Origin of the sequence: Microbacterium sp., assembly GCF_049661145.1 — a bacterium.
Lineage (GTDB): Bacteria > Actinomycetota > Actinomycetes > Actinomycetales > Microbacteriaceae > Microbacterium.
Window position 1 is genome coordinate 1 of record NZ_JBASZT010000392.1, and the last position, 26,874, is coordinate 26,874.

At 65.4% G+C, this 26,874-nt stretch carries 28 protein-coding genes and 5 pseudogenes; 16 read left to right on the forward strand and 17 right to left on the reverse strand.

What is annotated here, in order from left to right:
* The first annotated feature begins 137 nt into the window (after positions 1-137).
* The 6 genes and pseudogenes from WBP48_RS16205 (at position 138) to WBP48_RS16230 (ending at position 3,609) form a co-directional block, all read left to right on the forward strand.
* Complete coding sequence (locus tag WBP48_RS16205; RefSeq protein WP_014909223.1) at positions 138-449, forward strand: putative quinol monooxygenase; 312 nt, start codon at positions 138-140, stop codon at positions 447-449.
* A 130-nt stretch (positions 450-579) separates the two neighbouring features.
* Entirely contained in the window at positions 580-990 is a 411-nt protein-coding gene (locus tag WBP48_RS16210) for a GlcG/HbpS family heme-binding protein (protein WP_063250650.1), read from the forward strand.
* Between the two features lie 82 nt (positions 991-1,072).
* Positions 1,073-1,150: pseudogene (locus WBP48_RS16215) on the forward strand (antibiotic biosynthesis monooxygenase); the annotation flags it as partial.
* A gap of 700 nt (positions 1,151-1,850) precedes the next feature.
* On the forward strand, positions 1,851-2,327 hold the full coding sequence (locus WBP48_RS16220; RefSeq protein WP_424441779.1) for a hypothetical protein: 477 nt from the start codon (positions 1,851-1,853) through the stop codon (positions 2,325-2,327).
* Positions 2,324-3,343 (forward strand): hypothetical protein, encoded by a 1,020-nt coding sequence (locus tag WBP48_RS16225; protein WP_424441780.1) that lies wholly within the window; start codon positions 2,324-2,326, stop codon positions 3,341-3,343. The genes WBP48_RS16220 and WBP48_RS16225 overlap by 4 nt, the downstream gene beginning before the upstream one ends.
* Positions 3,344-3,369: 26 nt before the next feature.
* On the forward strand, positions 3,370-3,609 hold the full coding sequence (locus WBP48_RS16230; RefSeq protein ID WP_424441781.1) for a hypothetical protein: 240 nt from the start codon (positions 3,370-3,372) through the stop codon (positions 3,607-3,609).
* Positions 3,610-3,790: 181 nt separating this feature from the next.
* On the opposite strand, the gene WBP48_RS16235 is transcribed toward WBP48_RS16230, so the two are convergent.
* Together WBP48_RS16235 and WBP48_RS16240 are read right to left on the reverse strand one after the other, a co-directional pair.
* On the reverse strand, positions 3,791-4,783 hold the full coding sequence (locus tag WBP48_RS16235) for a zeta toxin family protein (RefSeq protein WP_424441782.1): 993 nt from the start codon (positions 4,781-4,783) through the stop codon (positions 3,791-3,793).
* Positions 4,784-5,079: 296 nt separating this feature from the next.
* Positions 5,080-5,253: a DUF1508 domain-containing protein gene (locus WBP48_RS16240; RefSeq protein ID WP_121057861.1), complete on the reverse strand. Its 174-nt coding sequence runs from the start codon at positions 5,251-5,253 to the stop codon at positions 5,080-5,082.
* A gap of 190 nt (positions 5,254-5,443) precedes the next feature.
* Between WBP48_RS16240 and WBP48_RS16245 the strand changes: the two genes are divergently transcribed.
* The 4 genes from WBP48_RS16245 to WBP48_RS16260 all read left to right on the forward strand — a co-directional run bounded on the left by WBP48_RS16245 (position 5,444) and on the right by WBP48_RS16260 (position 8,820).
* Entirely contained in the window at positions 5,444-6,268 is an 825-nt protein-coding gene (locus WBP48_RS16245; RefSeq protein ID WP_424441783.1) for an ImmA/IrrE family metallo-endopeptidase, read from the forward strand.
* An 82-nt stretch (positions 6,269-6,350) separates the two neighbouring features.
* Positions 6,351-6,995 carry a multiubiquitin domain-containing protein gene (locus tag WBP48_RS16250; RefSeq protein ID WP_424441784.1) on the forward strand — a complete coding sequence of 215 codons (645 nt, stop codon included), beginning with the start codon at positions 6,351-6,353 and terminating at the stop codon, positions 6,993-6,995.
* Positions 6,992-7,384 (forward strand): hypothetical protein, encoded by a 393-nt coding sequence (locus tag WBP48_RS16255; protein WP_424441785.1) that lies wholly within the window; start codon positions 6,992-6,994, stop codon positions 7,382-7,384. Before WBP48_RS16250 ends, WBP48_RS16255 begins: the two co-directional genes overlap by 4 nt.
* Entirely contained in the window at positions 7,366-8,820 is a 1,455-nt protein-coding gene (locus WBP48_RS16260) for a ThiF family adenylyltransferase (protein ID WP_424441786.1), read from the forward strand. Before WBP48_RS16255 ends, WBP48_RS16260 begins: the two co-directional genes overlap by 19 nt.
* 98 nt (positions 8,821-8,918) lie before the next feature.
* Here the strand turns inward: WBP48_RS16260 and WBP48_RS16265 are convergent, their stop codons facing one another.
* The 5 genes from WBP48_RS16265 to WBP48_RS16285 form a co-directional block, all read right to left on the reverse strand.
* Positions 8,919-9,509 (reverse strand): hypothetical protein, encoded by a 591-nt coding sequence (locus WBP48_RS16265; protein WP_424441787.1) that lies wholly within the window; start codon positions 9,507-9,509, stop codon positions 8,919-8,921.
* Between the two features lie 638 nt (positions 9,510-10,147).
* Entirely contained in the window at positions 10,148-10,363 is a 216-nt protein-coding gene (locus WBP48_RS16270; RefSeq protein ID WP_424441788.1) for a transposase, read from the reverse strand.
* Between the two features lie 73 nt (positions 10,364-10,436).
* Entirely contained in the window at positions 10,437-11,294 is an 858-nt protein-coding gene (locus tag WBP48_RS16275; protein WP_424441789.1) for a PRD domain-containing protein, read from the reverse strand.
* A 4-nt stretch (positions 11,295-11,298) separates the two neighbouring features.
* Positions 11,299-12,753 (reverse strand): glycoside hydrolase family 1 protein, encoded by a 1,455-nt coding sequence (locus tag WBP48_RS16280; protein ID WP_424441790.1) that lies wholly within the window; start codon positions 12,751-12,753, stop codon positions 11,299-11,301.
* Complete coding sequence (locus WBP48_RS16285; protein WP_424441791.1) at positions 12,750-14,669, reverse strand: glucose PTS transporter subunit IIA; 1,920 nt, start codon at positions 14,667-14,669, stop codon at positions 12,750-12,752. Before WBP48_RS16285 ends, WBP48_RS16280 begins: the two co-directional genes overlap by 4 nt.
* A 248-nt stretch (positions 14,670-14,917) precedes the next feature.
* Here WBP48_RS16285 and WBP48_RS16290 point away from each other — a divergent pair, with 248 nt between their 5' ends.
* Positions 14,918-15,058 (forward strand): hypothetical protein, encoded by a 141-nt coding sequence (locus WBP48_RS16290; protein ID WP_424441792.1) that lies wholly within the window; start codon positions 14,918-14,920, stop codon positions 15,056-15,058.
* 16 nt (positions 15,059-15,074) lie between these two features.
* On the opposite strand, the gene WBP48_RS16295 is transcribed toward WBP48_RS16290, so the two are convergent.
* On the reverse strand, positions 15,075-15,857 hold the full coding sequence (locus WBP48_RS16295; RefSeq protein ID WP_424441793.1) for an SDR family NAD(P)-dependent oxidoreductase: 783 nt from the start codon (positions 15,855-15,857) through the stop codon (positions 15,075-15,077).
* Positions 15,858-16,023: 166 nt separating this feature from the next.
* On the opposite strand from WBP48_RS16295, the gene WBP48_RS16300 reads away from it, so the two are divergent.
* Together WBP48_RS16300 and WBP48_RS16305 are read left to right on the forward strand one after the other, a co-directional pair.
* Complete coding sequence (locus WBP48_RS16300) at positions 16,024-16,152, forward strand: hypothetical protein (RefSeq protein ID WP_424441794.1); 129 nt, start codon at positions 16,024-16,026, stop codon at positions 16,150-16,152.
* Positions 16,107-17,279: pseudogene (locus tag WBP48_RS16305) on the forward strand (IS256 family transposase); the annotation flags it as partial. The gene WBP48_RS16300 and the pseudogene WBP48_RS16305, both read left to right, overlap by 46 nt.
* A gap of 24 nt (positions 17,280-17,303) precedes the next feature.
* Here WBP48_RS16305 and WBP48_RS16310 read toward each other — a convergent pair.
* The 3 genes and pseudogenes from WBP48_RS16310 to WBP48_RS16320 all read right to left on the reverse strand — a co-directional run.
* Positions 17,304-18,002 carry a DDE-type integrase/transposase/recombinase gene (locus WBP48_RS16310; protein ID WP_424441795.1) on the reverse strand — a complete coding sequence of 233 codons (699 nt, stop codon included), beginning with the start codon at positions 18,000-18,002 and terminating at the stop codon, positions 17,304-17,306.
* An 11-nt stretch (positions 18,003-18,013) separates the two neighbouring features.
* Positions 18,014-18,307 (reverse strand): transposase, encoded by a 294-nt coding sequence (locus WBP48_RS16315; protein WP_424441796.1) that lies wholly within the window; start codon positions 18,305-18,307, stop codon positions 18,014-18,016.
* A gap of 225 nt (positions 18,308-18,532) precedes the next feature.
* A pseudogene (locus WBP48_RS16320) lies at positions 18,533-18,910 on the reverse strand (cytochrome c oxidase subunit 4); the annotation flags it as partial.
* Between the two features lie 92 nt (positions 18,911-19,002).
* On the opposite strand from WBP48_RS16320, the gene WBP48_RS16325 reads away from it, so the two are divergent.
* The gene (locus WBP48_RS16325; RefSeq protein ID WP_424441797.1) at positions 19,003-19,503 is read left to right on the forward strand and encodes a MarR family winged helix-turn-helix transcriptional regulator; all 501 of its coding nucleotides are present in this window, start codon (positions 19,003-19,005) and stop codon (positions 19,501-19,503) included.
* A gap of 29 nt (positions 19,504-19,532) precedes the next feature.
* Entirely contained in the window at positions 19,533-20,888 is a 1,356-nt protein-coding gene (locus tag WBP48_RS16330; RefSeq protein ID WP_424441798.1) for an MFS transporter, read from the forward strand.
* Positions 20,889-21,072: 184 nt separating this feature from the next.
* On the opposite strand, the gene WBP48_RS16335 is transcribed toward WBP48_RS16330, so the two are convergent.
* Complete coding sequence (locus WBP48_RS16335) at positions 21,073-21,318, reverse strand: integrase core domain-containing protein (RefSeq protein ID WP_424441802.1); 246 nt, start codon at positions 21,316-21,318, stop codon at positions 21,073-21,075.
* A 282-nt stretch (positions 21,319-21,600) separates the two neighbouring features.
* Between WBP48_RS16335 and WBP48_RS16340 the strand changes: the two are divergent.
* A pseudogene (locus tag WBP48_RS16340) lies at positions 21,601-21,870 on the forward strand (transposase); the annotation flags it as partial.
* On the opposite strand, the pseudogene WBP48_RS16345 reads toward WBP48_RS16340, so the two are convergent.
* From WBP48_RS16345 to WBP48_RS16365, 5 genes and pseudogenes are all read right to left on the reverse strand, one after another.
* A pseudogene (locus tag WBP48_RS16345) lies at positions 21,861-22,232 on the reverse strand (helix-turn-helix domain-containing protein); the annotation flags it as partial. The pseudogenes WBP48_RS16340 and WBP48_RS16345 overlap by 10 nt on opposite strands.
* A 387-nt stretch (positions 22,233-22,619) precedes the next feature.
* A complete protein-coding gene (locus WBP48_RS16350; RefSeq protein WP_424441803.1) occupies positions 22,620-23,945 on the reverse strand; it encodes an ISL3 family transposase in 1,326 nt (441 codons plus the stop codon).
* A gap of 227 nt (positions 23,946-24,172) precedes the next feature.
* Positions 24,173-24,751 carry a TetR/AcrR family transcriptional regulator gene (locus tag WBP48_RS16355; protein ID WP_424441799.1) on the reverse strand — a complete coding sequence of 193 codons (579 nt, stop codon included), beginning with the start codon at positions 24,749-24,751 and terminating at the stop codon, positions 24,173-24,175.
* A 58-nt stretch (positions 24,752-24,809) separates the two neighbouring features.
* On the reverse strand, positions 24,810-26,471 hold the full coding sequence (locus WBP48_RS16360) for an amidohydrolase (RefSeq protein ID WP_424441800.1): 1,662 nt from the start codon (positions 26,469-26,471) through the stop codon (positions 24,810-24,812).
* 49 nt (positions 26,472-26,520) lie between these two features.
* On the reverse strand, positions 26,521-26,874 hold a 354-nt coding region (locus tag WBP48_RS16365; protein WP_424441801.1), incomplete at its 5' end, for a hypothetical protein.

A 26,874-nucleotide genomic window follows, 5' to 3' on the forward strand; every position in this document is an offset into this window, starting at 1 on the left:
AACGCGAAGATCCGGCAATTCATCACCGGCTGGAACGACCGCAAGCATCCGTTCGTCTGGACCAAGACCCCGGAACAGATCCTCGCGAAAGCAAACCCGAAACGAACTTCAGAAACACGACACTAGGAGAGTCCCTCATGTCCACACCCGCATCACTTCCGTATGCCTTCGTCGCCAAGATCGTCGCGGCCGATGGACAGCACGACGCGGTCGCCGATCTGCTCGCCGGCGCTGTCGCACTCGCCAACGAAGAAGTAGGAACGATTGTCTGGTTCGCGGTCAGGACCCACGCCGACACCTTCTGGATCTTCGACGCATTCCCCGACGAGGCCGCTCGCGACGCCCACGCCAACGGCGCCATCGTCGCAGCCCTGATGGCCAACCAGCACCTCCTCAGCGCCGCACCCGAGATCCTGGCGGCCGACGTCCTCGCGTCCAAGCTCCCGTAGTCCGCCAACGCACGTCCGCAACGCGAACACAACACGAGCGCTGTCGGTCACAAACTCAACAGGCAAACCAACGGGCGGCTCTGGAGCGGCTCGAGCCACAAAGCGCACGCCACATTCGAAGGAGCAATTGATGCCATCTATTCCTACATTGTCGTTGGACGACGCCAAACGTGTCATCGCGGCAGCAGAAGCTGAATCCAGCACGCAGGGTCAGCCCAGTAACATCGCCGTCGTCGATGCCGGCGGCAATCTCGTCGCTCACGTACGGATGGACGGAGCGTGGCTGGGCAGCATCGACATCTCGATCAACAAAGCTTTCACGGCCCGAGCGTTCGACACAGCCACCAAAGACCTCGGCGACCTCGCCCAACCCGGTGAGCAGTTCTACGGCATCAACGCCTCCAACGACGGTCGGGTGATGATCTTCGCCGGTGGCATCCCGCTCGAGCGCGACGGCCAGGTCGTCGGCGCCGTCGGCGTCAGCGGAGGAACCGGCGTCCAAGACCAGGCCGTCGCCGAAGCCGCCGCCAGCGCCTTCTGAGACCGACCCGCACCGAACCCGGCCCCCGGCCGGCACGGGGCTGGATGCGTGGGTCGTCGACGTAGACGGTCACGGCTCGGACCTGACGGCCAACCAGCACCTCCTCGGCGCAGCACCCGAGATCATGACAGCCGACGTCCTCACGTCCAAGCTCCCGTAGTCCGCCAACGCACGAGACGATCGCGCCCCTCCGAGCCGTAGCCAGGTCGCGACGCAACGCCATGCTGCGTTGCCGAGCGGTGCGAGGCCTATCGGCACACGGACAGGATGCCGGCCGCGAGCGCTCAGCCGGCGAGGGGTCCGTCGCAGAGGAGAGCGACGTCGGTGTCGGGCAGAGCCGTGAGGCCAGCGCATCGCGCGACCACCAGAACCGAACAGCCCCTGACCTGCGTTTCCGCAGGTCAGGGGCTGTTCGCCGGAGCCCCCCGTGGGAATCGAACCGACGTCCTCATCACGTCGGCTTTGCGTCTATCGCTTGATGCGCCCACTGGGCGAACGAGCCGCTGACCTGCGCAAACGCCGAGCGTGGGGGACGCCGCCATCCGGTGGTGACCGACGACGACCGACCAGTACCGACCGTTTCACCGGCCGCACCGCCAGAGAGCGTCACAGAGTCGAAGGCGGCCGCTGCGGAAAACGATCGGTTCTGAGCAGACCCCCGTCGCACTGCGCGCCACCTTAGAATCCGGGACAGACCGGATGCTCAAAACCCTTATCGCAAAGCCACGCTGCTCAGAGCTTCGCCGCGGGATTTCCGACGGAACAGTCGCGGCAAACAGGGGCCGACCGAGTGCGTGCGTGACCAATATCGCACCTCTCAATATTCCCTCTCCGCCAGTCGCGCGGGCGGGGGAGACATCATGACCATCCCGGAGCCGGACTGGACGGCCTCTCTCGCCGAGATGGCCGCGTGGATCCGACAGATGCGACCGATCGTCGGCACCACCGCCACCGAGGAGGACTGCAAAGTGCGGCGGGCGCTGATCGAGCATGCGGTCCGCACCCGCACCGTCTGGCGCGGCGACTACCAGTGGTACACCGCCCAACTGGACGACGGCACGATCGCCGGCGTCTCGGCGAACTCGTGCGAAGAAGCGGAACTGTCCATCAGTGTGTGGCGGGCGGTCGACTGCATCTGGGTGGTCCGCGACGCGCACCTGGACGTGTTCCACGAATACTTCCCCCGCGGTAAACGCAGCACCGCCGAAGCGAACACCGCATTCCCGCTCGGTCCGCCGAGGAGACCCCGCGACCAGTTCGCGCCGACCGAGTCGCTGCTGACCGCACTCACCGCTACCGTCCCCACCGCATCCGGCAGTGAGCGGGGACGCAGATGACCGAGCACGAGCCCATCGACGACGACGCCCGCCGGGAATCACAGCGCGCGTCCCGTCGCCGGTGGCAGGCCGAGAACCCCGAAAAGGTTCAGGCGTACAAGCAGCGTTACCGCGAGACGCACCGTCAGGAGTTGTCCGCGCGGGAGCGCGCACGGCAAGCGCGGGCGAAGGAGACGGAAGCACGGAAGGAGGCGAAGCGGGTATACGCCCGGGAGTACTACGCCGCCCACCGAGACACGCAACGCGAGGTGCAGCGCGCCTACCGGAAGAGCCAGAAGAGAGACAACCCAGTGGAGTACCGGGCGCGCCGGCGCGCGGCGAACCAGAAGTGGCGCGACACCCACCGCGAGCAGGTGCGTCAGCATCAGCGTGACAAGGACCGCGACGACCCGATCGCCAAGAGCAGAGGCGCCGCTCGCTATCGAGCCGCACACGCGGACGAGATGAAAGCGCGGCGGCTGGAGAAGTACTGGGCTGATCCCGAGGGCGCCCGGGAGCGGGCGCGCGTATACCGCGCTGGCGAGCGTCGCCGTCGCAAACTCGGACTGCCGCCGCGCCGGCTGCATCGCGTCACAGGCGCCGAACGCAAAGCGAACCTCGCCGCCGCCGACGCTTTCTTCGCCCGCACCCGCACCCCGGGAGAGATCGCGGCGCTCACCTACGAACCACCCACACCGCAGCACCTCATCGACGAGCTCGTACACGCGAACGAGCTGTTCCGCGCAGAGCTCGCCTACCGGACAGGAATCCGCACCGGCGCCGACCGGCTCGGGCGGGGAAGGCGTCGACAACTCGAACAGGAATTGATCGCGACCGGAAAAGTCCAACCGCCCAAGGAGTGGCGCGCTCCCACGCCAGACGAGGTCGCGCGCGCCGCCGAAGAAGCCCGCATGGACGCGATCGCCGCCGCCATCAACGACCGACTGCGCACCCAACCCAAACACCCCGCTCCACAGCCCGACCCACCCCGGGCCGCAACGACTCCGACCGATCACCGGCGTGGCCGCGACCGGTGAGCCGCACAACCCGACAGGATCACCCCATGGCCGACCGCGCTGACGTCGAAGAAGTCATCTACCGCGCCACTTTCGTCACCATCCGATTCGGTGAGGCAGCCTCCATCCCGCAATCCGAGAACGACATCTCCTGGTGTCTCGACCCGCTCGCACCCCTCGAACCCGACGAACGCACCCGCCTGGGAGACGTGATCATCGCCCTCATCGAAGACCCGACCGCGCACCGCGCCGACTTCCTCGTGACGATGACCGCCCTCATCGACTGAAAAGGACAGGCACCTCCCGGATTACGAAAGGATAGCGGTGCGTGCGCCGCTGCGTTCCGGGCTTTCGCGGCATATGCTCGCCCCTCCGCTCACGCTCCGGGCCTGCGCTATTCCACGACCCGGCACTCCGCGACACCCGCACCGCTGAACCCGCGACTATCCGGAAGAAGCCCAAGAGCGGTCAGCGATCGAGGCCCCGTGATGTCGACGGAGCGGGCGCAACGACCACCGGCTGTTGCGTGACAGGCGGTTCGGCCTGCAATGCGAGCTGACGCTCCAACCGCGACAGCGACTGCTCGAGCTGAGTGCGCTGTCGCACCGCTGGGTCCGACTCGGGGCGCAATGGCATTGTGGGAAGCACATCCGTGAGAGCAAGCCGGTGCAACTCGGCCAGCGAATCCAGCAGCGCCGGGGCCTCCTCGTGCGCCTCGCGCGTGTACTCCGAAGTCCGGCGCAACTCGCCCAACCACCGCACACCCTCGATCGAACTGAACCCCCGCGACGCCTCAGCCGCAAACGCGTCCACCAGGCCCGCGGCAGATGCAGGATCCTCTACAGGGGATGCCGCATGCAACACTGCCCCGGTCCCGGCCACGACCTCCACCCGCTCCACCAACGACGTGACCTCGACCGCGCGGAGCAACTCTGGCGCGGACGAGAACGCGACCCGGGTCGACTCGACCGACGAGAACTGTGCCGCCACACGCTCGCGGCGCTGAGCCAAGAACGCAGACGTCGTCGTCAACAGCGCATCCGCCGGCCGCGCCGACACGATTATGAGTCGTGAGGTGAAGCCGACGGAACGGAAGGCCACGACGGCTGCCTCCACAGCATCCGGGCTCAACGCGTCAGCCTCAAGAACAAGCGACCGCCGCTCCTCCAGTGCCTGGCCGATCGCCCGCGACGTCCATTCCTCGACCACGGGACGCATGATCGACTCCACCGTCGTGGGGAACTGGCGGTACAGCTCGGCCGCATCCGGATGGAATGCCCGCATGAGGGCAGCGCTGATCGGAGCAGTCACGCCGGCGGTGGCGGCTGATGCCCAGGCGACGCGCATCCTCCCCGAACCAGGTGCGCCGACAACCAGCGTGAGTGACGGGTCAACGGTGACACCTTCTCCCGAAAACAAGGAGGGCGCGATCAGCTGTGTGTAGACATCTGGCGTGTTCATCACGACTCCGATGCGGTGGAGTCAGGGTGGCGCGCGGCCATTCGCCCCGCCGTGCTCAACGTCGCGCGAATGCGCGTTGCCCGAGCATCAGCCGGCTCGCTCGCATCACTCGCAGTCCTAGACACAGCCTCAAGCGTGCGCGCGATCATTGACTCGAACTCACCGAGCTCGGTCGCCAGCCATCCACCGCCCGCCATACCGTCGCCTCCGGAACCGATCCTATTGCGGCGCGGCTTGTGGTCCCCGTCGAGGGCTGCGTGACAGCGACGAGCGGTCGAGTTGTAGGTCGCAGGGGATCAGGTCAGGTCGACGGTGTCGGAGCTCGCGTTGGCTTGTACCGACGCGATGCCCTTTTGGGCTGCTGCCTTCGTCGTGTACGCCTCGGATGTGGCGATGACTTCGCCGTTGCCCGCCTTCAACCGGAATCGGTACTGCGATCCGGCGTCCTTGTACAACTCGTACTTGCCCACGTGCGCCTCCTTGCGTGCGGTGTCATGCACATGGTCGCGCACCCGCCCGCTCGGCGCTAGATGCCCCTCGCAGAGAATCATCCGGCCTGGTTCTGGGTATATGAAGACCGCGCCTGGGTGCAGGTCGATCCAAGTAGCTCTCGACGCGTTCGAGACGCTCGAGCTGATTCCCGGGATGAGCGTCCTACGCGTGCCCGACATCGTTCCCAACGATTCCGCGCTCGGGTGCTCGGTCGCCGGAGGCTACCGCGAGCTGCCTCCGACGCTCATCGTGACCATGTCGATGTCGAAGCGTCGGCAACATTTCACCTTGCTCCACGAGCTCGGCCATCACCTCCAGCGCACCCACATCGACCTCGGCCGAACGGTCTTGCGGCACAAAGATCGGGTCGGCTTCGAAGACGCGGCATGCGATGCGTTTGCAGCCAGTGTCCTCCTGCCCGACGACATGGTCGATGACGCCTGTGTTGCCTATGGCGGCGTAACCGCGCAGACTGCGGTTGATCTCTTCGAAGCGTCCAACGCCTCCCGGGCGGCTATTGCGGTTCGGATCGCCGGCCGACTCAAGGGCGCCGGTGCCGTCGCAGTCGTGAACGAGTCCGGAGTCGTCACGTTCGCCGCTGCGCGGGGGTCCATCTTTCCTCCCGCTCGTGGGAGCGACCAGAGCAGCAATCCGCTCATTCGCGCGGCCCTAGCCGGATCCGGTGCCGGCAACCTCTGGACACGAGACGACGCGCAGATCCTCTACAGCACGGGGCACTCATCCAACCAGCTCTACGGACAGGCGGCATGGGTGGGCGACCGGCTGATCGCGATCATGGTGGACGAGGCAGCTCCCTGGCGCACCTTTTCGCCTCCCCGCGACTTCACTGCCGTCCGCACTCCGGTCAGCTGGGACGGCCCAGGGCCTTTCGACCGTGAGCAGCTGACGGAGAAGCGATGCGACAGCTGCTTCCTCGTCAAGCATGTGAGCCAGTTCAGCGCCGACTCGACCGCCTGCAAGGAATGCGCGTAGCCCTCGTTGGACAAATCGGGACTTGTCCCGTCTGTATCTAGTGCCGGGAAAGGTTCCCAGCACCAAGGAACAGGATCCCATCGTGGCATCAGCAGACATCACTCAGATCTACATTGACGGCTTCGCCGTCAACGCGGGCAAGAAGCGCCTCACGGGCCAGCAGCTGTCCGAACTCGTCGAACCGCACGCCGAGAACATCTGGCTCGACCTCGACGACGCGCAGGACCACCCGGTCGCCGCAGCCGAGACCATGCGGCTCGAAGACGGGATGCGGTTCTACACCGACCGTCCTCGCACGATCACCATCGACAAGGTCGAGTACCAGGTGCGCTCCGCCTTCGTGACCGAGGACCAGCTGCGTCAGATTCCTCAGCCTTCGATCCCCGAGACGCTCGGCATCTGGAAGGACCTCGTTGACGAACTGGACGACCGCATCCAGGACGGCGAAGTCGTTCGCATCGCCACCGGCGACCGCTTCTTCACCGGGTCCCTCAAGATCCGCGACGTGAACATCACGGTGAACCGCAAGCCCGTCGTGCTCAAGGGTGCCCGTCACACCGGCCAGCAGATCAAGGACGCTGCAATCGCGCAGGGGGTCGCGATCGGCGCCCGGTTCCTGCTTTCGCGCAAGAACGACAAGAAGTTCAAGCCGGTCGGAGACGACGAGCACATTCGCGTCCAGCCGGGCGACGAGTTCCGCGCGAATGACGGAGATGACAACTCGTGACCGCCACGGCTGCCGTGCTCGAGGCCATCGAGGAACTCCGGGAGACGTTCCCGGAATCGAGCGTGACGTACGTCTCTGACGATCAGGGGGGCGCGTGGGTCACTATCGACTCCGTTCCCGTCGGCACCGCGTACACGGAGTCGACGTCGTGGATGACGTTCCAGATCACGCACCCCTACCCGGAGTCGGACGTCTACCCGCACTTCGTCCGCCCCGACCTGCAGCGCAAGGACGGTACAGCGCACGGTGAGGGTTTCTCCTCCGGAGCGTTCGGCCCGACCGGTGTCCCGGCGACTCAGCTATCGCGACGCAGCAACCGACTCGATCCGGCGGTGGACACCGCCGCGACGAAGGCGTTGAAGATACTCCGATGGCTGGAACAGCAGTGACCACGGCGTGGTCCGTGACCATGACCGGGGAACAGTGGACCGCATTGCGCGATCACCTGTTCCCCGGGGACGGCGACGAGCACGGCGCGGTCCTCCGTTGCGGAATCGCTCGCGGTCCACGCGGCAACCGCCTGCTCGTGAAGGATCTCGCCCTTGCCAAGGACGGAGTCGACTACGTCCGAGGGGACCGCGGTTACCGCAAGCTCACGGCACAGTTCGTCGCCGACAACATCGACGTCTGCGCTGACGAACACCTCGCGTATCTCGCTGTCCACAACCATGGGGGCCGGGACAGCGTCGCGTTCTCGGGCACCGACATGGCCTCGCATGACCGTGGGTACCCCGCGCTCCTCGACATCAACGACGGCGTCCCGGTGGGCGCGCTCGTGTTCGCTTCCGGTGCCGTCGCCGGCGATCTCTGGCTCGAAAACGGAGAACGGGCCGAGATCGCCCACCTGCGCGTCGTCGGCCGTCCTCGTGTCGACCTGACGCCGCAGCCCGCGCCTGCGGCTGTCGCGGACCCAGGATTCGACCGGCAGACCCGCATCTTCGGGGATCGTGGTCAGGCCGTCCTGGCCGCATCGAAGGTCGCCGTCGTCGGCCTCGGGGGCGCTGGCTCCGTGATCTCCGAGTACCTCGCTCTCCTCGGAGTCGGAGAACTCGTGCTGATTGATCCTGATCGCATCGATCAGACCAACCTCCCTCGCGTCGTCGGAGCTCGGCGGACGGACGCCCTTACCTGGCTGCGCGACGAGAAGCGCCCTGCCTTCGTCCGAGCCATCGGAGATGGGTTCGCGAAGCACAAGGTGTACATCGCGAGGCGAGTCGCACGCGAGGCCTCAGCGGCGGTGCAGGTCACCGCGGTCCCGCGATCAGTGCTCGATCCCGATGTCGCGCGGATGCTCCTCGACTGCGACCACATCTTCCTGGCCGCCGACTCGGCCCTCGTGCGCCGGCTGGTGAACTCCATCACCCACCAGTACCTCATCCCGAGTACTCAAGTCGGCGCGAAGGTGAGTGTCCTCGACGGCGCCGTCACCGACGTCTTCTCGGTCTCGAGGATGAGCGCTCCCGGCAGCGGCTGCCTTCAGTGCAACGGCTTGATCCCGGCCTGGAAACTCACGGAGGAGGCCACCTCGCCTGAGCAGCGCAAGCGGCAGCGGTACATCGATGACGAGGACGTTCACGCGCCGAGCGTGATCACGCTCAACGCCGTTGCAGCTTCCCGTGCGGTCGACGACTGGCTGATGGCCATTGGCGGCCTGGTCGAGCCCGACGTGTCTCGTGATCACTGGGTGAGCTACTACCCGATGAGTGACGACGTCGTCGAGACCGAACCGGCGAAGCGACCCGGCTGCCTTCACTGTGGTGCCGGTCGATTCGCGCGAGGAGACGCCGTGCCGCTCCCCGTCGTGCCCCGACCTGCCGACGTATGAAGTGGACTCTCCATCACTGCCCGCCCTGGATCCACTTTCCCCGGCGACATTCGTGTGGCGAGCAACCGCGAAGAGCGATGGGACCCGTGCGCGGCGGTCTACGGATCGAGCCGCCCGCGCCCGGTGACTTCGGCGTCGCGACGCATGACGTCAGCAACGCACAACTCAGCAAATGCCCCTGTGGCCTCGACGATCAGGTCTACATTGAGGCAACACCAGCGATCATCTATGGCCGCGCCGCCGACTTGCCCGTCGAAGAACCGTCCTGGGGTGCCATCTCCTGTGATCGAACTCAATTGCGCCGACAGGTCCTCACACCAGGCGGAAGCCTCAGCGCTGACGTCCGCGAAGCACCCGGCGGAGCGCGCCGCGGCGATCACAGTCGGAAGGTCATGGGACCTCGGCACGCTCGCCCCGCGCCCCTCGATTACAGCCTTGAGGGAGATCTCCACGAGGTGGTGCGAGAGAAAGACGAGGGGACGCCCGAGCGTCCAATCGTTCGTCGACGCTCGGATGCTGTCTGCCAGGATCCGAATCGCGCTCAGATACTGGTTGATGAGGGCGATCCTCATCTCGTCCTCGCTATCGCCGAGGAGAGCATCGCACACGCCACCACCCTCAAGGTCACTGTCATCGTCAACGCTGTAGGCGAGGTTCACCAACTCAGGCAGATGCAGCGGTTCGCTCACACTCGTACCCTATAGATGCCCGTTCCGCATGGACCGGGCTTCTGTCCCCGGCACTTGATGGTCAAGATCTCCCAGGCTTGGCGTCGGTGAAAGCGAGCAGCGGTCGGAAGCCGGTCGGTCTCCGCTCGCGAGCCGGTCGCTCATCGCGCGCCGCTCAGGCAGCCCCAACCCCTACATTTCATTTGCGCGTTGGTGGGCACTGCGAATCAACGAGTCCAGAGCGGCGTTGGCGGATCGCATTCGCTTCTCAGCATCCACGGGAGTGGTCGAGGCTGTGGAGATCGAGCGGCAGAGACTGATGAGTTCCTCTGTCGCAATGACGAGCGTCTCGTCTGACGCTGGATTGCCCACAAGTTGAAGCCGATAGCCGGCCCTGCGAGCTGAGCTCCGTTCGTCGTACACCTTCTGGCGCGCGGTCTCTCGTCTCTCGTCCTGAACGCCCGCGAACCGGAGCTTTGCGCGTGCGAACTTCACTTGAATGAGTGTCGCCACCGCAGCCGCGAGGTCAGCTGCCGCATCGATGTACTCCTCTCGCCGACGATCGCGACGAGGCTCCTTCCTCTGGCTGGCGCTCAGGCGACTATGAAAGACGTAGGCGAGTGCTGCGCCGAGAAGGGTACCGGCGACCGCGATGAGGCTCAGTGTTCCGCGTGGTCCGTCGAGCGGCCCGGCCGCAGACCCCCGTCCACCTCGGCGCGCTGCACCCAGCCACGCAGCGTGTTCGGCGAAATCCCGAGCTGCTGCCCGACCCTCGTGCACGCGCCACGACGACCGCCATCCTCGTCACGCGCAGCAAGCACCAGCCGAACAGCGCGCTCCTTCAACTCGGGGGGATACTTCTTCAACTTCGGCATGCTCCTCATCCTTCCGGGATGTCAGGAGCCTCCACCAGACCCGGGGCGCAACACCTCGTCAGGGTTCGCGGTGTCAGCGTTTGGCGGTCAGCCGGAGAACGTGCAGGGTCAGGTACAGCTCTTCCTCGCGGGTCAGCTCCGAGCCCGTGACGTCTGCGATGCGTTGACCGACGCGGAGAGCACAGGTGTGCTCCAGGGGGTGAGCGGACCGTGCTGCGTCCCACAGGAAGTCTGAGGTGTCGGTGTGGGGCCGATCATTCTGCAGACGCACGAGAAGGAACCGGAGATGGGTGGCGAAACGGGCGACGTCCACCGACGCGGGGTCGACGTGCACCCCGAGCGACTGCTCCACTTCGTTGAGCAGGTCGTTGAGAACAGTCGTCAGCTGGAACGTCGTCGACATGTCTGTGCTTTGGAAGCGCGCGTTGATGACGTGCAGAGCGATCGCCGCTGCCTCTTGGTCCGGCAGACGCGTCCCGGTGCGAGCTTCGACAAGACGCAATACGTCGCGCGCGATAGTCACTTCCGTGGGGAACGAGTAGAGGACCTCGGCGGTGAGGGGGATGGTCAGGTCGTCGCCGTTGCGGGTGCGTTTGAGTGCCTCGGCGAGGTGGTCCGCGAGTGCCACGACAAGGGAGTCGTGGACATCTCCACGGAGCCTTTTCGCGATGAGCCGGCTGGCATCGTGCGCGACACCGAGGATGTCGGGGCTGAGTTCGGACAGCAAAGCGACGATCCGGTCAGTGGCTTCTCCCTCCTGGGGCAGGAAAATCCGGTCCACGCGTGCGCGGTCGACGGGGCGGTGGGCGCTGGCCCCGAAACCGATGCCTTTGCCCATCAGGATGTATTCGCGGCCTGCAGCGTCAACGGCGACCACGATGTTGTTGTTGAACGCGCGAACGGTGGTGAGCGGCGGCGGACCGCCGCTCACGGGTTCAGCCATCTAACACCGAGCCGCGGCTGTCGATCACCGACCGGAACCAGTCGAAACTCGCCTTCTTGCTCCGATTGAGGGTGCCGTTTCCCTGATCGTCCTGATCGACGTACACAAATCCGTACCGCTTTTCCATCTCGGAGGTGGAGGACGAGATCGTGTCGATCACACTCCACGCGGTGTATCCGATGACCTGGACACCGTCGGCGACCGCGTCAAGAACAGCCGATAGGTGTGCGGCAACGTAGTCGACGCGGTAGTCGTCCTGAATCGTGGATCCGTCCGAGACTTCCCGGAAACCACTCCCGTTCTCAAGGATGATCACGGGTTGCTCGTAGGTGTGGGCGAGAGTGTTCAGAGCCCACCGCAGTCCGAGAGGGTCGATCTGCCAGCCCCAGGCGTTGGCGGGCAGGTGCGGGTTCCGGATCGCGGAGACCACGTTCGAGCTGGTGAGCTCCAACCCGTTGGGGTCCGCCGCCTGCAGCGCCGAGGTGTAGTACGACGCACCGATGAACGTGCAAGGGTACGCGGCAAGAGTTTCCAGGTCCCCGTCCGCGATCACAAGCGACACGTCGTGCTCGCGGAAGTACCGCTCGGCGAAGTAGGGGTAGCGTCCCCTGTTGAGCACGTCAAGGTAGAACGAGTTCTGCATCCGCTCCGCTTCGTCAGCTGCCCACGCATCCTCGGGTTTGCTTGTCGCGGGGTAGGCGGTGAACAAGCCAATCATGTTCCCGAGCTGGACGTGGTTGCCGTGTCGGGCGATGTGTTCGCCGACACGTGCCGCGGCGACGAACTGGTGGTGGAGTGCCTGGAAAAGTTCCTGCTCCGTCGGGGTGGATTGCTCGGACCGGAGCAGACCCAACGTTTTCTCTGGGGTCTTCACGCTCATGTTGATCTCGTTGAACGCGACCCAGTACTTGACTCGGTCACCGTACCGGTCGATGAGGGTCGTGGCGTAGGTGACGTAGAGGTCGATGAGGTCCCGGTTTGTCCATCCACCGTACTTGTCGATGAGAACGACGGGCAGGTCGAAGTGGCTGAGTGTCATGATGGGCGCCATGCCGCGCTCGACGATGGCGTCGATGAGGCGGTCGTAGTAGTCCAGCGCCTGCGCGTTGATCGTCCCGTCACCGTCCGGCATCACCCGAGCCCACGAGAACGAGTAGCGAAACGCCGTGGATCCCATCTCCTGGAGCAGGTCGAGGTCTTCCTCGAAACGGTGGTAGAAATCCACCCCTCGCCGTTTGGGGAACAGGTGCGGGTCGGCCGTACGAGCGTGGTCGATTTCTGCGGGGCCGAGACGCAGGGTGCGGGTGGCCTCACCGGGTATGTGCGGTGTGAAAGGCGCACAATCGGCGACGGTCAGGCTCTTCCCTCCCTCGTTCCACGCGCCTTCAGCCTGGCACGCGGCGAGGGCTCCACCGATCAGAAACGTGTCGGGAATGCGAGTGGTCATCGCGTTTCTCCTGTCGTGAACAGCGACTGTCCGGTGAGGACCGTGTCGGACGCTACCGCTGTGATGACGGTGTCTGCGGGGTCCACGATCACAACCGGTGTGATGGTGGAGTAGCCGGCTTCACGCACGGTCTGAAGGTCCACAGTGAGCAGTTCGTCACCGACCTTGACGTCTTGGCCCGGGGTCACCTTCACAGTGAACCCTCGCCCGTTCAGCTTGACCGTGTCGATGCCGACGTGCAGCAACAGTTCCACCCCCGTTGTGGTGCGCAGCCCGACCGCGTGCTTGGTAGTGGTGACCGTCACCACGGTGCCGTCGACGGGGCTGACGACGGCTCCGTCGGACGGGTCGATGGCGACACCGTTTCCGAGGACCCCTTCGGCGAAAAGCTTGTCCGGAACAGCGCTGAGCGGCAGCACGACCCCGTTCATCGGGCTCATCACGGCCGTGCGGCCAGTGTGCGCGGCCTCGACGTCCTCCCGGGACGTGTCTTCGGCGACGTCGTCGACGTCGGATGCGAGCGCCTCCGTGAGCTTGGCCCGCAGCCCCACGCGTCCGATGGTGAGACCGTACGCGATCGTCAGGACCGCGGAGACGACCGCGGCGCCAACGAGGACGAGCACGATGACCACGAGGTTCGTGTTTCCTTCCAAGACCCCGACACCCAGCAGGTTCGGGAGGACAAACGCGGTCGCCTTCACCTGCAGGATCCCGAAGACCGTACCGGCGAGAGCGGCGGCCACACAGCTGAGGAAGAAGGGGAACTTGTACCGCAGGTTGTACCCGTAGATGGCGGGTTCGGTGATCCCGAAGAACGCGGTGAACCCCGCCGCGGCGGCCCCCGAACGCTCCTTGTCACGCAGCAGGACGGACAGGCCGACCGCCGCGCCCGCCTGGGCCAGGTTGGCGACGAAAGCTCCCACCAAAAGTGCGGTCGCCCCGTTCGCAGCGATCTCCTGAATCGAGATCGGGACGAAAGTCGTGTGAAGGCCGAAGATCACGAGCACGGGACGCAGGCCAGACAGGACCGTCTGAGCGAACCACCCGACGTTCGCGAACAGCCAACCAATCCCCGTCGCGATGCCCTGACCGAGGTAGTTGCCCGCAGGGCCCACCACAACCAGTAGCAGCGGGATCACCACGAGCAGGCTCAGGGTGGGGACAAAGACCACCCGGATCGCTTCGGGGATGATCCTGGTGAAGAACACCACCACCCATTTCAGAACGATGACACCCAGCACGATCGGGATCACCGTGGACGAGTAGCTCATGAGCAACACGGGGATGCCCAAGACCGTTTCCGTAGTGCGCCCGTCGGCTTGGCCAGCGGTGACCAGCGCAGTCCACGTCGGGTGCAGCACCGCCACCGCCAAAACCATAGCGAGATAGGGGTTCGTGTCGACCCGCTTCGCGGTAGTGATCGCCAGGAACACAGGCAGGAAGTAGAAGACACCGTCGCCCATGATCGAGAGCACGGTGTACAGCGGCGTCGCCGGGTCGAGGACGCCGGTTGTCTGCAAGATGGTGACGAGCGCCTTGATCATGCCGGCCCCAACCAGTGCAGGCAGCAACGGGGTGAACAGGCTCGCGATAAACGCGATCACCCGCGAAAAAACGTTCTCCTTCTTCCTCGCCGGAGACGCCGACCTGGTCGCCGCGCGCCCACCGAGCATCTGCTGGATGTCGGCGTGGTACTGCTCAACTTTGCCTCCGACAACGACCTGCGTCTGCCCGCCCGCGTTCTGCGCACGCAGGATCCCGGGCAGGTTGCTCAGCGTCTGCAGGTCGGCTTTCGAGGGGTCGTGGAGGACGAACCGCAGGCGGGTCGCGCAATGCGTCAGCGACTCCACGTTTCCAGGCCCACCCACCTCCTCCAAAATGCGTGCAGGGATCCCCCTGGTAGTGGATGAAGACATCTTCGTGCTCCTGTCCGGCGACCGGGCACAAAAAAAGACCCGGACATCGACCTGACAGGTGTCAGGTGTCCATCCGAGTCTCGCCTAGTCGAACTAGTGACAATCTCGATGCTGTCAGGATCGACAACCCCGAGATCGTATCACTATCCGGGCGCAGGCGAGCTGGGACGATTTGTGTCATGCTGCGCGGCGAGCAGGCATCGCTCAACGACCGGTTGCCAACACCGGAGCACCTTATGGTCGATGAGGTGAGTCGCTCTCAGGACGACACAGATGCCGCCCACGTGCAGGCATCCCCAGAACGCCTGCGAAAGAAGCCGTTGCGACGCCTGTTCACCAACGCCCTGACGCGCTGCATTCAAGGGGAGCTCCCCAAGCGTCCACCGTGAGCGTTCAGCCGCTTAGCTATTTTCCTGCGACGTAACCGCTGTCGACGGGGATCACGGTGCCGTTGATGAAGGCGGAGTCCTGGAGGCAGAGGAAGGCCACGACCCGCGCCATTTCGTCGGGCTGCGCGAGACGCCCGATGGGGTTGGAGGCAGCCCACGCTGCGTAATCATCAGGACTGGTTTCTTTGATAGCGGAGACGAGCTCGGTTTCGACCGTGCCCGGTGCGATCGCGTTGATGGTGATGTTGTCTCGCGCATAGTCGAGTGCCGCAGCTTTGGTGAGACCGACGATCGCGTGCTTGCACGCGGAGTACAAAGCCATACCTTTGCCCGCGACCAGACCCGCACCGGAGGCGGTGTTGACGATGCGCCCGAACTTGCCCCGCCGCATGATGCGCAGCTCCTCAACCATGCAGAGCATGTGCGCGCGCACGTTGATACCAAGCAGCTGATCGATCTCCCTCGCGCTCACTTCACCGAAAGGTTTGGCGAGGATCCCGAACCCGGCGTTGTTGACGGCGTAGTCCAACCGCCCGTGCGCAGCTTCGATCGCGGCGAAGGTTTCGAACACCGCCGACGCGTCGAAGAGATCGCAACGACGGTACGTCGCTTCACCTCCGAGCCGTCGGCACTCGTTGATCACGGCCGCCGCCTTCTCGTCCTGCACGTCAAGGATGTCGACGTGTGCTCCCCCGGCTGCAAGCCTGTGGGCGATCGCTTTCCCGATCCCGCTCAACCCGCCCGTGACAACCGCAACCCGCCCGCCAAAGTCTTCTGATAACCCAGTGATGCCTGTCATGACACGAGGTTAGGCCGCCCCGCGGGCAATCTGCGTTCGAACCAGACGGAGAAAATCAGCCGGCCTCCACTCGCCCTCAAGCGCCCTGGGTCTGATGGAGACTCGCGCTATTGGGACTGTCTGATTTCCGGTGTTTCTGGGTCGGCCTGACCGAAAGGAACTGGCCGTGATGGACACGACCGAGATGATCGATCCTGTGACTGGGGAGATCATTGATGGGCAGCAGCTCGCGGAGCAGCTGCTGAGGCAAGCGAAGAACAGGGCGTCGACCTGCTGGGCCCGGATGGGCTGCTGAACGGGTTGACGAAGCGGGTGCTGGACACCGCGCTGGATGCGGAGATGACCGAGCACCTCGGCCGCGACAAGCACCAGCCCGCCGACGGCGGCAATATCCGCAACGGCACCAGGTCGAAGACCGTGCTCACCGAAGTCGGGCCGGTGCAGATCGAGGTCCCGCGGGACCGGGACGGGTCGTTCGACCCGAAGATCGTCAAGAAGCGGCAACGGCGGCTGACCGGGGTCGACGAGATCGTGCTCTCGCTGACCGCCCGTGGGCTGACGACCGGTGAGGTCGCCGCGCACTTCGACGACGTCTACGGGGCGTCGGTGAGCAAGGACACGATCTCGAGGATCACGGACAAGGTGATCGAGGAGATGACCGAATGGCAGAACCGTCCGCTGGACAGGGTCTACCCGGTGGTGTTCATCGACGCACTGGTGGTGAAGGTCCGGGACGGCCAGGTGCGGAACAAGCCGTTCTATCTCGCCGTCGGCGTCACCGTGAACGGAGAGAGGGACATCCTCGGGATCTGGGCCGGCGACGGTGGCGAGGGCGCGAAGTTCTGGCTCGGCGTGCTGACCGAGATCAAGAACCGTGGCGCCGAGGACGTCTGCATCGTCGTCTGCGACGGGCTGAAGGGCCTACCTGAGTCGATCAACACGGCGTGGCCGCTCGCGACGGTGCAGACGTGCATCATCCACTTGATTCGCAACACGTTCCGGTTCGCGTCGCGACACTACTGGGAAGAGATGGGCAAGGACCTGCGGCCCGTCTACACCGCGCCGACCGAAGCAGCAGCACGGGAGCGGTTCGAAGAGTTCGACGCCAAATGGGGCGGGCAATATCCGGCGATCAGCAAGCTCTGGCGGAGCGCATGGTCCGAGTTCGTGCCATTCCTCGACTGGGACGTCGAGATCCGCCGGATCATCTGCTCGACGAACGCGATCGAGTCACTCAACGCCCGCTACCGCCGCGCGGTCAGAGCTCGTGGGCACTTCCCCAACGACGCCGCCGCGCTGAAGTGCCTCTACCTCGTGACCCGATCGCTTGACCCGACGGGTCGAGGCAGGGCACGCTGGGCGACGAGGTGGAAGCCCGCACTGAACGCGTTCGCGATCGCCTTCGAAGGCCGAATCAACTAATGACCGCCGGCCCAGAAACACCGTTCATCGGACAGACCCGGTTAAGAGGGACGACCCGACTCTGCCCATGGAGCCGACCATGCGATGACGGTTGAGAGCACGACGGAACTTCCGGCTGCGAAATTGAGATCCTCTATCGCTGTGCACCACGCAACCGGCGACGTCGCCGCGCATCGCGACGGCGTTCTCGAGCGCCTGGACGGCCAGCCGGGACTTCATCCTGGAGTCGATCGAGTACCCCACGATCCGGCCGGAGTACACGTCCTTGATCGCGCAGAGGTACAGCTTGCCCTCCGCGGTCCGGTGCTCCGTGATGTCCGTGAGCCAGAGCTGGTTCTGGGCATCGGCGGCGAACACGTGTCGGGTCCGGCCGTGCTCGTCGACGACGGCGCAGAGGTCGTCGTGCACGGGCGGTCCCGGTCTGCGGGCCTTGCTCCGCTTGGGCTTGCCGAACGCGCTGAACCAGCCGTTGGTCGACGCGATCCGCCACGCGGTCCGGTCCGACATCGCCTCACCGTGGTCGCGGGCCTCGTCCGCGAGCAGTCGATGCCCGAACTCGGGGTCGTCCTGGTGGGCGTCGAACAACGCGTTCGCGCGATACGCCTCCACCACCTCGCTCGGGGTGATGGGGTCGGCCAACCAACGGTAGTAGGGCTGGCGGGAGAGCTTGAGCCCCCGGCACGTCACCGACACAGGGATCCCTGCTTCGGCGAGCTCTGTCACGAGCGGGTACATCATTTTCCCGGCAGGTTCGCCTGCGACAGATACGCCGCCGCCCGCCGCAGCACCTCGTTCTCCTGCTCGAGCAGCCGGTTCCGCTTCCGCAGCTCGCGAATCTCGGCCGCCTCCGACCGGGTCTGACCGGGCTTGGCGCTCTCGTCGATGTCGGCGCGACGCAGCCACTTCTGCAACGTCATCGGGTGAACACCGAAGTCTTTCGCGATCTGCTCGATCGTCACTCCGGGTTCGCGGTTCCTCGCGACGCGCACGACGTCGTCACGGAACTCGCTCGGGTAGGGCTTGGGCACAGCAACATCCTTCCAGGCGCGCCCCTCGGGCAAGCCAGATCAGATGTCACCTACTCGTGCAGCAGTCCCGAGTGCTGTCAAACGTACGAGCACTGTAGAGCGAGCGCGAAGCTTTGGCCCGAGTCGGGGTGGGGCATGAGGATGAGCCTTCGGATCATGCCACCAGCTGAAACCTTTCTTTGCGGGGCAGATCAATCTGTCACCGATTGGTTTCGCACGCCTACGTTAGCGAGCGTAGTATCCACGGTAGGTTTCCATCACCCACCCGACGATGCAGATGAGGACGAGTGGCACGGCGGCGAATACGAGCCAAGTGCCGCCGATCGCGGTTCCGACCATCGATAAAGCTAGCGCGCCGGCGAGCGTGATCGGCCACCAGCTCGACGGGTGGAAGTCACCCACTTCGGGATCTCCGTCGTCGATCTCGGCATTTTCCAAGTCGGAGACATCTTCCCCGCCCTGGCGGCGATGCGCGACCTGGAGGAAGAAGGCCCACCAGGCGACCATGGTCGTGACGCAGGTCAGGGCGGTCACTCCGACCCACTCCACGCGACCGAGGTCTATGTACCCCCTTGTGAAGTAGGCGACATCCGTGAGTAGGAAGAAGCCGGCAAGGACCCATTAGATGACAATGTGTGAACGCACGTTGCAATGATACTGTTCGCTCGCGAACGAAATGAGATGGAGTTGCTGGAATGACGTGGGATGCGGTCGATGAAGCGAGTCGTCAGTGGGAGGCTGCATGGCCTGGACTCGATACTTCACCGGGGGAGGTGCTCGCGCGTATTCAGCGACTCGCTCACGTCATTGACGAGCGTCAAGGCGTGCGGTTGCGCCGCGCCTTTGAGTTGCCGGTGAGCAACCTCGGTGACTTTGATGTGATTCGAGCCCTTCGGCGCGCGGAGCCGCCCCACACGCTGACTCACGGCCAACTCAAGCAAGCGATGCTCGTGTCTGCTGCGGGGCTCACTGGCCGGCTCAAGCGTCTCGAAGACGATGGCTGGATCATCCGCGAGCAGTCGCCGTCGGATGCCCGCTCTGTCCTTATTCGACTGTCCGAGAAGGGTCGCGCCGCACTCGATGCCGGGATCGAGGCACACTTTGATTTTGAGAACTCGATGCTCGCCAGCTTGACTCCGTCCCAACGCGAGCAACTGGTCATCGCCCTCCGGAACCTGATCGTCACCCTGGAGTAGTTCGTTCGCGGCCGAACTATACTGGAGGTGTGACTTCCTCAACTGATACTCCCCGTCTTCGGTCTCGACCCCTGGTGTTGCTCAGCGCAAGCCTCGGCACGTTCGTCGTGATCCTTCTGACTTCTGGACTGAATATCGCGCTACCGTCGATCCGCGCCGAGCTGGGTTCGGGCGAAAGCGCTGCCGCATGGATTTTGGCCGGGTACACGCTCGCGTTCGCGATGTTCTCGATCAGCGGCGGCGCCCTGAGTGATCGGTTCGGGGCCCAGCGGACGTTCGCGGCGGGGCTGATCGTCTTCGTTGCCGCTTCGCTCGTTGCCGCCGTCGCCCCCACCACGTCGATAGTCATCGTTGGCACTTTTGGTCAGGGTGTCGGTGCTGCCCTGGTCCTCCCCGCAGCACTCGCGATCATCGATCGCGTGTATCGCGGCGATGATAATGCGCACGCAACCGCTGTCGGGATCTGGGCTGGCGCCAACGCGCTGGGAGCGGCAGTCGGGCCAGTTCTGTGCGGTGCGCTCGTCTCGGTGTGGTCGTGGCGGGTGCTGTTCGTGGCGGTCGCGGTGGTTGCGGCGGTCGTGGTAGGTATCGGGGTGATTGTCTTCCCTCGCCTGTCCGGCATGAACGTTCGACTTGATGTGCCCGGCCAGGTGCTCATGGTCGCACTGTTGGGCACCCTCACCTATGTTGCCCATGACGCTGCGCATCTGGGTCTTTGGATGATCATCGCGGGTGTCGCCCTCGTCGTAGCTCTCGCCGTCGCGTTTTGGTGGGTCGAACGCCGCGTCGCCAGCCCTTTGCTCCCCATGTCTCAGCTGCGCGATGTCGCGTTTAGCGGAAACGCGATCGTCACCATTCTTGGTACGGCGGCCTTCTTCGGCACTCTTTACATCGTCAGCATTGGGCTGCAGGAGCAGAACGGGTACACGCCGTTCATGGCCGGCGTCGCTCTCTTGCCGCTCGCGCTGGGAAACGTGGTCGCCGCTCTCGGGGCAGGTTGGATCGTTGCCAAGCTCGGAACACGCCGCACGTTGCTGCTTGCCTCGCTCGTCGTGATCCTTCCGATGCCTGCGCTGCCACTTGTCTTCGACAATTACGTGGCTCTCGCGACCCTCCTCGCCATCATCGGGTTCGGATGGGGGCTCCACGTGCCCACCACCTCGACCGCCGGCCTCGCCCGAGCTAGCCAAGAACGCGCCGGTCTCGCGTCCGGGGTCACCTCCGGCGGCAGAGAGCTCGGCGCTGCCCTCGCCGCCGCCGTAATCCTCCCGCTGGGCCTCGCCACGGGAACCCTATGGGCGGCGATCGCTGGCGCGGTTTCACTGGTTGTCGCGTTCGTAACCGTCCGCGGCGTCGACCACAAGGGCGCTACCGCCGCACACTGAGCTGCCCGACACGCCGTCGCTCCTAGAAGCGTTTCGGCGGCGTACCAGCCGAATCTCCGAGGCCGTGTCCAGCTGCCTTCGTTCTCCGCGGGGGAGGTATCAGCCCCCAGATCATTTAACACAGAGAGATTTGATGATGACTGCCCACAAAGCGGAGTGAACCGTCCCCGGTTCTGTGCCGCTCCTATGCGGGTGCCAGCACCGGGTGGCGTGGCCATTCTTGGTGAGCGTAGTACTCCTGCTCGAACTTGTCGGGCGGGACGTCGCCGAGGGTCGAGTGCAGGCGTCGGGCGTTGTACCAGTCGACCCAGCCGGCGGTGATCCATTCGACGTCGTCGATGGTGCGGAGCGGCCCTGATCGGAAGGGGGATCCGTCGCGGATCGCTTCATTCTTGAACAGCCCGATCGTCGACTCTGCCAGGGCGTTGATGCTCCTATAGTTGTCAACTCATGATTTCGCCGGTTCTGGGGTCGGTCTTTACGAGGTGGTAGACCTCGCGGATCACGTAGCGTTTCAAGCAGCGGATGATGTCGCGTTTGCTCTTGCCCTCGGCGGTGCGACGGGCGACGTAGGCGATCGTGGGCTCGTGGAATAGTAGTGCCCCTTAACGTGGTGTAGTTCGCGGTGGCCGGTCTCGTCGTAGACGTGGGCGCGGTCACCGTGTAGTCCTTCGAGGAAACTCTCACATCCCACTCGAAAGGCATCTTCACGATGACCGCACCTCATATTGTCGACCCTGCCGGCCTGCTCGAGGAAGCGTTGGGCGATGCGTCGCCCGACCTGATGCGCAGCCTGTTGCAGACCATGATCAACGCGCCGCTGTCCGCCGACGCGGACAACGTCGTCGGAGCCGAATGGGGACAGCGCTCCAACGACCGCGTCACCCAACGCAACGGCTACCGGCACCGCGACCTCGACACCCGGGTTGGGACGATCGACGTTCAGATCCCGAAGCTGCGGCAGGGCACGTACTTCCCGGAGACCCGATCGATCCGGGACAGTCGGTTGATCCGGCACCGGGTCAGTACGGCGTGAACGGTCGAGGCCGGCATCCCGAGCTCGCCGGCGATCTGCACCGGTCCCAGGCGACGCCGCCAACGGATGTCCACTATTCGCTTGACCACCGCCGGGGCCGTCTTAGTCGGCATCGACCGCGGCCGACTGGACCGGTCGGCCATCCCCGCGCGACCTTCGACGCGGTATCTGTGCGCCCATTTGCGGGCGGTGACCGGCGAGACCATGAACATCTTCGCCGCGACCATCGCCGACCAGCCGTCGTCGACGATGAGCCGCGCCAGCCTCAAACGAGCTCGCGGAGTCAGAGCAGCATTAGCGTGGGACACGAAGGCCTCCTGGTTCGTGAAGCGGTTTCTAGACAGCTCCACTTCACAACCGGAGGCCTTCGCCTATTAGCAGCTCAAACCGCGATTCACAAAACAACGTCCCTGGACATCACAGCTAAGTAATCAACTGGGGCCTCCCTCACATATGTGGCTCGGCAAGCCGGAACACCCCGGCTCGCAACCCACGGTCTATGCGAGAGGAGGCCCCCGGCTCAACACCCCATAGCGTCTATGTCTTGGGTATCTGCCCTCGGTTGTCAGCTCGCCTGTCGTCACCTGGAGCTCGTCGGTTCATCTCGGGCGAGCCGGCGGTAGCTCTCGGTTGTGGGAGCGCTCGACTGTGGCACCACCATCGCGCAGTTCCTCGATCGGGCTTTTCGAGGCTCTTCACGATTGAGGGTGTAGTGCGGGCCTGAATCCTCCGGCCTCGAGCAGCGACCGGGCGATGTAGTGGGTGAGGTTCCGGAAGCCGAGCGCGGAGCCGCGGAGGTGCTCGAGCCGGCCGTTGATGGCCTCCGTCGGCCCGTTGCTGGTGCCGGGGTGGTCGAAGAACGCGAGGATGTCGGCGGCGCGCTGCTTCATCGTGCGGCCGAGCTTGCGGATCTCGACCAGCACCGGGGGAACCCCGCTGGTGATCGTCGCGATCACCTCCTGCATCATCTCCTTGGCCTTCTTCTTGTCGGGTTCGCGATAGGCGGCGACGATGCGCTGGTAGATGCCCCAGGTCGCTTCGACCTCGACGTGATCCTCACTCGCGAACACCGCGTCCAGCCGTGCCCGCTGGCGGTCGGTGAGCAGGTCCGCGCCGGTGTGGAGGGTGCGGCGGGCCTTGTAGAGCGGGTCGCCCTTCATGCCGCGGTGCCCGGTGGTGTCCTGCTGCACCCGGCGTCGGCAGACATCCAGCGCGTCGCCGGCCAGCCGGACGACATGGAACGGATCCATGACGGGGACCGCGTGAGGGAGCTCTTCCGCGGCCGCGGTCTTGAAGCCAGCGAACCCGTCCATCGCGACCACCTCGATCCGCTTCGACCAGTCCTTCGACCGGCCGGCGAGCCACTGCTTGAACACGGCCTTCGAGCGGCCCTCGACCATGTCCAGCAGCCGCGCCGGCCCGGTCTTGTCGCGGGCGGGGGTGAGATCGATGATCACGGTCACGTACTTGTCGCCGAACCGGGTGTGACGCCAGACGTGCTCATCGACACCGATCGTGGTCACCCCATCGAACCGGGTGGGGTCGTCGATCAGCCGCCGCTTGCCCTCGGCGAGGACAGCGGCGTTCGCGGCGCTCCAGGACACCCCGAGACCAGCGGCGACCCGGGACACGGTGAGGTGGTCGACGACGATGCCGCGCAACGCCCACTCCAAGCCACCACGCGAGATCTTCGCTCTCGGCGCCGCCGCCTTCGTCGTGTCCTGCCGCCATGTGCGGCGGCAGTACGCGCACCGGTACCGGCGCACCCGCACCAGCAGCGTCGTCGGCCGATGCCCGAACGGCTCATGTGCCAGCCGGCGCGTCACCGTGTCCCGCGGAACGCCCTCCGCGGCGCACTTCCGACACCACGGGTCGTCGTCGACGACGCGGCACTCGATCGTCGCCCGGTCGGGCTCGAGCAGTTGGCCCACGGCGACCAACCCGAGCTCGTCGAGGCGGCAGAACGTGGTCAGGTCGGGGGCGTGAAAGTAGGGTGGAGCACGTCGAGGTCTTTCGGTGATGGTGAGCGTGAAGAACTTCCATCATCCGGGAGACCTCGACCCCTACCCGGCCACGAGCGCGCTCACCCGACTACACCCTCAATCGTGAAGAGCCCTTTTCGAACGGCGACCGCCTACCGCCCCGAAGTCTGACAAGGCGCCGGACAGCCCCCGATCGACCACCCTTCAAATGAAGCCGTCAGCCGCACGGAGCGTCGCGATCACCCCACAGATTAGGCTGACTCCGGTTAGCGCAGCATGCGGAGGTAGGCGTCGAGCACCCCCATCTGAACCTCGGCTGTCGTGTCGGCGGGCTGGAGGAACACCTGGTACTGCAAGCCGTACATCATCCAGGTCAGCAAGTGCATGATGTCGGCGTCTCTCTCGGGAGATGTGATCTCGTCGGCGTCGCGCGCCTCGCGGATGCATTCCCGTAGGACATCGTCCCATTCCGGACCGCGGTTGGGCACTGCGACGCTCCCGGTAGCGACGCTCTCGGCGAATGCGATCACGATGCGCGCCTCGATCCGGGTGACATCGGTGACCGGCATGATCTCGAGGCACCACGCGCGCAGTCCAGCGATGCCGCGCGCGCCGTTCGCGGCTTCTTGCGCGCGCTGCACAGTCCGCTCCACGGCCATCTGGAGGGCTGCTTCGAGGAGCTCGGCCTTCGAGGAGAAGAAGTGGCGGATGGCGCCGTTCGTGAAGCCGAACTCCGCCGCTACGCGACGGAGCGTGACGGCTTCGAGACCGTCGGCGACGATGACACGCCACGTGGCCTCGATCAGTGCCGCACGTCGCTCGCCATGGTCAACGACCTTCGGCATGGGGGCTCCCGTCCGGATCGGGAGATCGATCCGGACGGGAGTCTATCGGCGGTTCGGACTACGCCCGGTGCACCGCACGGCCCTCGAAGAACGTCGCGAGCACCTCGGTTCGATGGATGTCGGTCACGGGCACCGCGAACAGATCGTGGGCGAGCACGACGAAGTCCGCCGAGCGCCCCACGGTGAGCTGGCCGGTGATGTCACCTACACCCATCGCGACGGCCGGGCGCCGCGTGAAGACGTCGATCGCCTCCTCGAGGGTGAGCGCCTGCGCGGGGTCCAGGGATCCCGGGATCCGCGGATCCGGGTTTGTCCGCGTGACAAGGGTCTCGAGGCCGAGCCACGGCGAGGGCAGTGGGCTGCCGACGGGCCAGTCCGAACCCGCGGCGACGAGCACGCCCGCGTCGAGGAGCGCTCGGTGCGGGTGCGCCGTGGCAAGCGCACTCATGGGCACCTGCGCCACGATCGCGCCGTCGAACTCGCTGGGGTACCAGAGGTGGGGCGAGATCTCGGCGACGACGTCGAGCGCTGCGAAACGCGGCCGATCGTCGACGCTCACGATGCCGACGTGCGCGATCTGGAAGCGCACATCGGTGTCGATGCGCGCGCGCACGCGTTCGACGGCGTCGAGAGCCTGACGCACCGAGCCGTCGCCGATCGCGTGCATCTTCGCGCCGAGGCCCGCCTCCGCGAGAGCGACGAGCTCGTCGGTCAGCTCGTCGAGGCTCCAGTACGGCTCGCCGCGCCACTGCGGATCCTCGGTGCGATCGTGACAGATGTAGGGCTGGAGCATGTATGCCGTGCGGGTCATCGGCACTCCGTCGAGGAAGAGCTTGACGAAGTCCGGTCGGATGCGCGCGCTGCGGTGCGTCGCGGCGATCGCCTGGAGCTCCTCTCCCGTCACGCCGGGTTCGACAAACGGAAGCGCCGGCGTCGAGGTGACGACACGCGCGGTGAGGACGTCGTCCGACTCCATCGCGCGCAGGGCCTCGAAGAGCACGCCCATGCTCCCCGCATCCTGAATCCCTGTGATGCCAACGGCATTCATGGCCGACAGTGCTGCTTCGACAGACACCCTATAGCGCGCCGCCGGGTCGACGATCGCGCGATTGTAGGCTTCCTCCGCGAGCGAGGACGCGTACAGCTCGAACAGCCAGCCGGTGAGCCGCCCTTCGGCGTCTCGCACGAATCGGTTCCCCTCGGGATCTGGTGTTTCGGCATCCACCCCCATCGCCCGTAGTGTCGCCGACGACACCCAACGGTTGTGCTGGCTGTCGTCGCGGAGGATGACGGGGCGCCCACCCGCAGCCTCGTCCAGCTCGTCGAGGGCGCCGGCGTCTTCGGAGATCTCGCCCATGACCGCGCCGTTGACCGCAGCGCCGAGAATCCACTCGTCGGGTCCCAGCGTGGCGGCGCGCTCACGGACCTTCGCGAGGATGTCGTCCTTCGTATCGGTCGCCAGGAGCGGAATCTCCCACGCGAGCATCGATCCGCCGATGCCGATGTGGGTGTGGAGGTCGTTGATCCCCGGCATGATGAAACAACCGTCGAGGTGTTCGATGATCGTGTCGGGGCCTGCGAGGGACTCGACATCGGCCGCCGAGCCGATCGCCGAGATCACGCCATCCGTGATGGCGAGTGCCCCCGCCCACGGAAGCTCCGGGTCGCCGGTGTAGATTCGCGCGTCCGTGACGATGCGTTCGGGCGGTGTGTTCAACATGGTGCAGTCCTTACTTTTCGGGGGTGTGGTGCGGTGATGCTGCGCGGGTCTACAGACCGTGATGCAGCCACATGAGGATGAGGGCGGCGGACATCAGCAGCGGCTCTGCGCGCGCCAGGGCGCGAACCGCGCGATGTGCACGTGTGGGCGGGATACCGGCGGCTGCCCGACGATGCATGGTCAGTCCCTGCACGGTGGAGCCGAGGACTGTTGCGCCCGCGAGGATCGCGAGACCCCCGCCGCCCGCACCGTGCGTGCTGTGACCGACCGCGAGGGACGCCGCCGCATCGGGAGCGCTTGTTGGCACGAGGATGACGAAGGCGGCGACGACGAGGCCGAGGACGCGATGGAGGCAACGGTGGTCGATCCCGCTCCGCCGACCGCCGGTGCCGCGCGCGAGAGC

Bases quoted from the DNA above. Each gene is read 5' to 3' on its own strand.
- WBP48_RS16205 (WP_014909223.1), top strand. From the start codon at position 138: ATGTCCACACCCGCATCACTTCCGTATGCCTTCGTCGCCAAGATCGTC.
- WBP48_RS16210 (WP_063250650.1), top strand. From the start codon at position 580: ATGCCATCTATTCCTACATTGTCGTTGGACGACGCCAAACGTGTCATC.
- WBP48_RS16220 (WP_424441779.1), top strand. From the start codon at position 1,851: ATGACCATCCCGGAGCCGGACTGGACGGCCTCTCTCGCCGAGATGGCC.
- WBP48_RS16225 (WP_424441780.1), top strand. From the start codon at position 2,324: ATGACCGAGCACGAGCCCATCGACGACGACGCCCGCCGGGAATCACAG.
- WBP48_RS16230 (WP_424441781.1), top strand. From the start codon at position 3,370: ATGGCCGACCGCGCTGACGTCGAAGAAGTCATCTACCGCGCCACTTTC.
- WBP48_RS16235 (WP_424441782.1), bottom strand. From the start codon at position 4,783: ATGAACACGCCAGATGTCTACACACAGCTGATCGCGCCCTCCTTGTTT.
- WBP48_RS16260 (WP_424441786.1), top strand. From the start codon at position 7,366: ATGGCTGGAACAGCAGTGACCACGGCGTGGTCCGTGACCATGACCGGG.
- WBP48_RS16270 (WP_424441788.1), bottom strand. From the start codon at position 10,363: ATGCCGAAGTTGAAGAAGTATCCCCCCGAGTTGAAGGAGCGCGCTGTT.
- WBP48_RS16280 (WP_424441790.1), bottom strand. From the start codon at position 12,753: ATGACCACTCGCATTCCCGACACGTTTCTGATCGGTGGAGCCCTCGCC.
- WBP48_RS16285 (WP_424441791.1), bottom strand. From the start codon at position 14,669: ATGTCTTCATCCACTACCAGGGGGATCCCTGCACGCATTTTGGAGGAG.
- WBP48_RS16295 (WP_424441793.1), bottom strand. From the start codon at position 15,857: ATGACAGGCATCACTGGGTTATCAGAAGACTTTGGCGGGCGGGTTGCG.
- WBP48_RS16325 (WP_424441797.1), top strand. From the start codon at position 19,003: ATGACGTGGGATGCGGTCGATGAAGCGAGTCGTCAGTGGGAGGCTGCA.
- WBP48_RS16355 (WP_424441799.1), bottom strand. From the start codon at position 24,751: ATGCCGAAGGTCGTTGACCATGGCGAGCGACGTGCGGCACTGATCGAG.
- WBP48_RS16360 (WP_424441800.1), bottom strand. From the start codon at position 26,471: ATGTTGAACACACCGCCCGAACGCATCGTCACGGACGCGCGAATCTAC.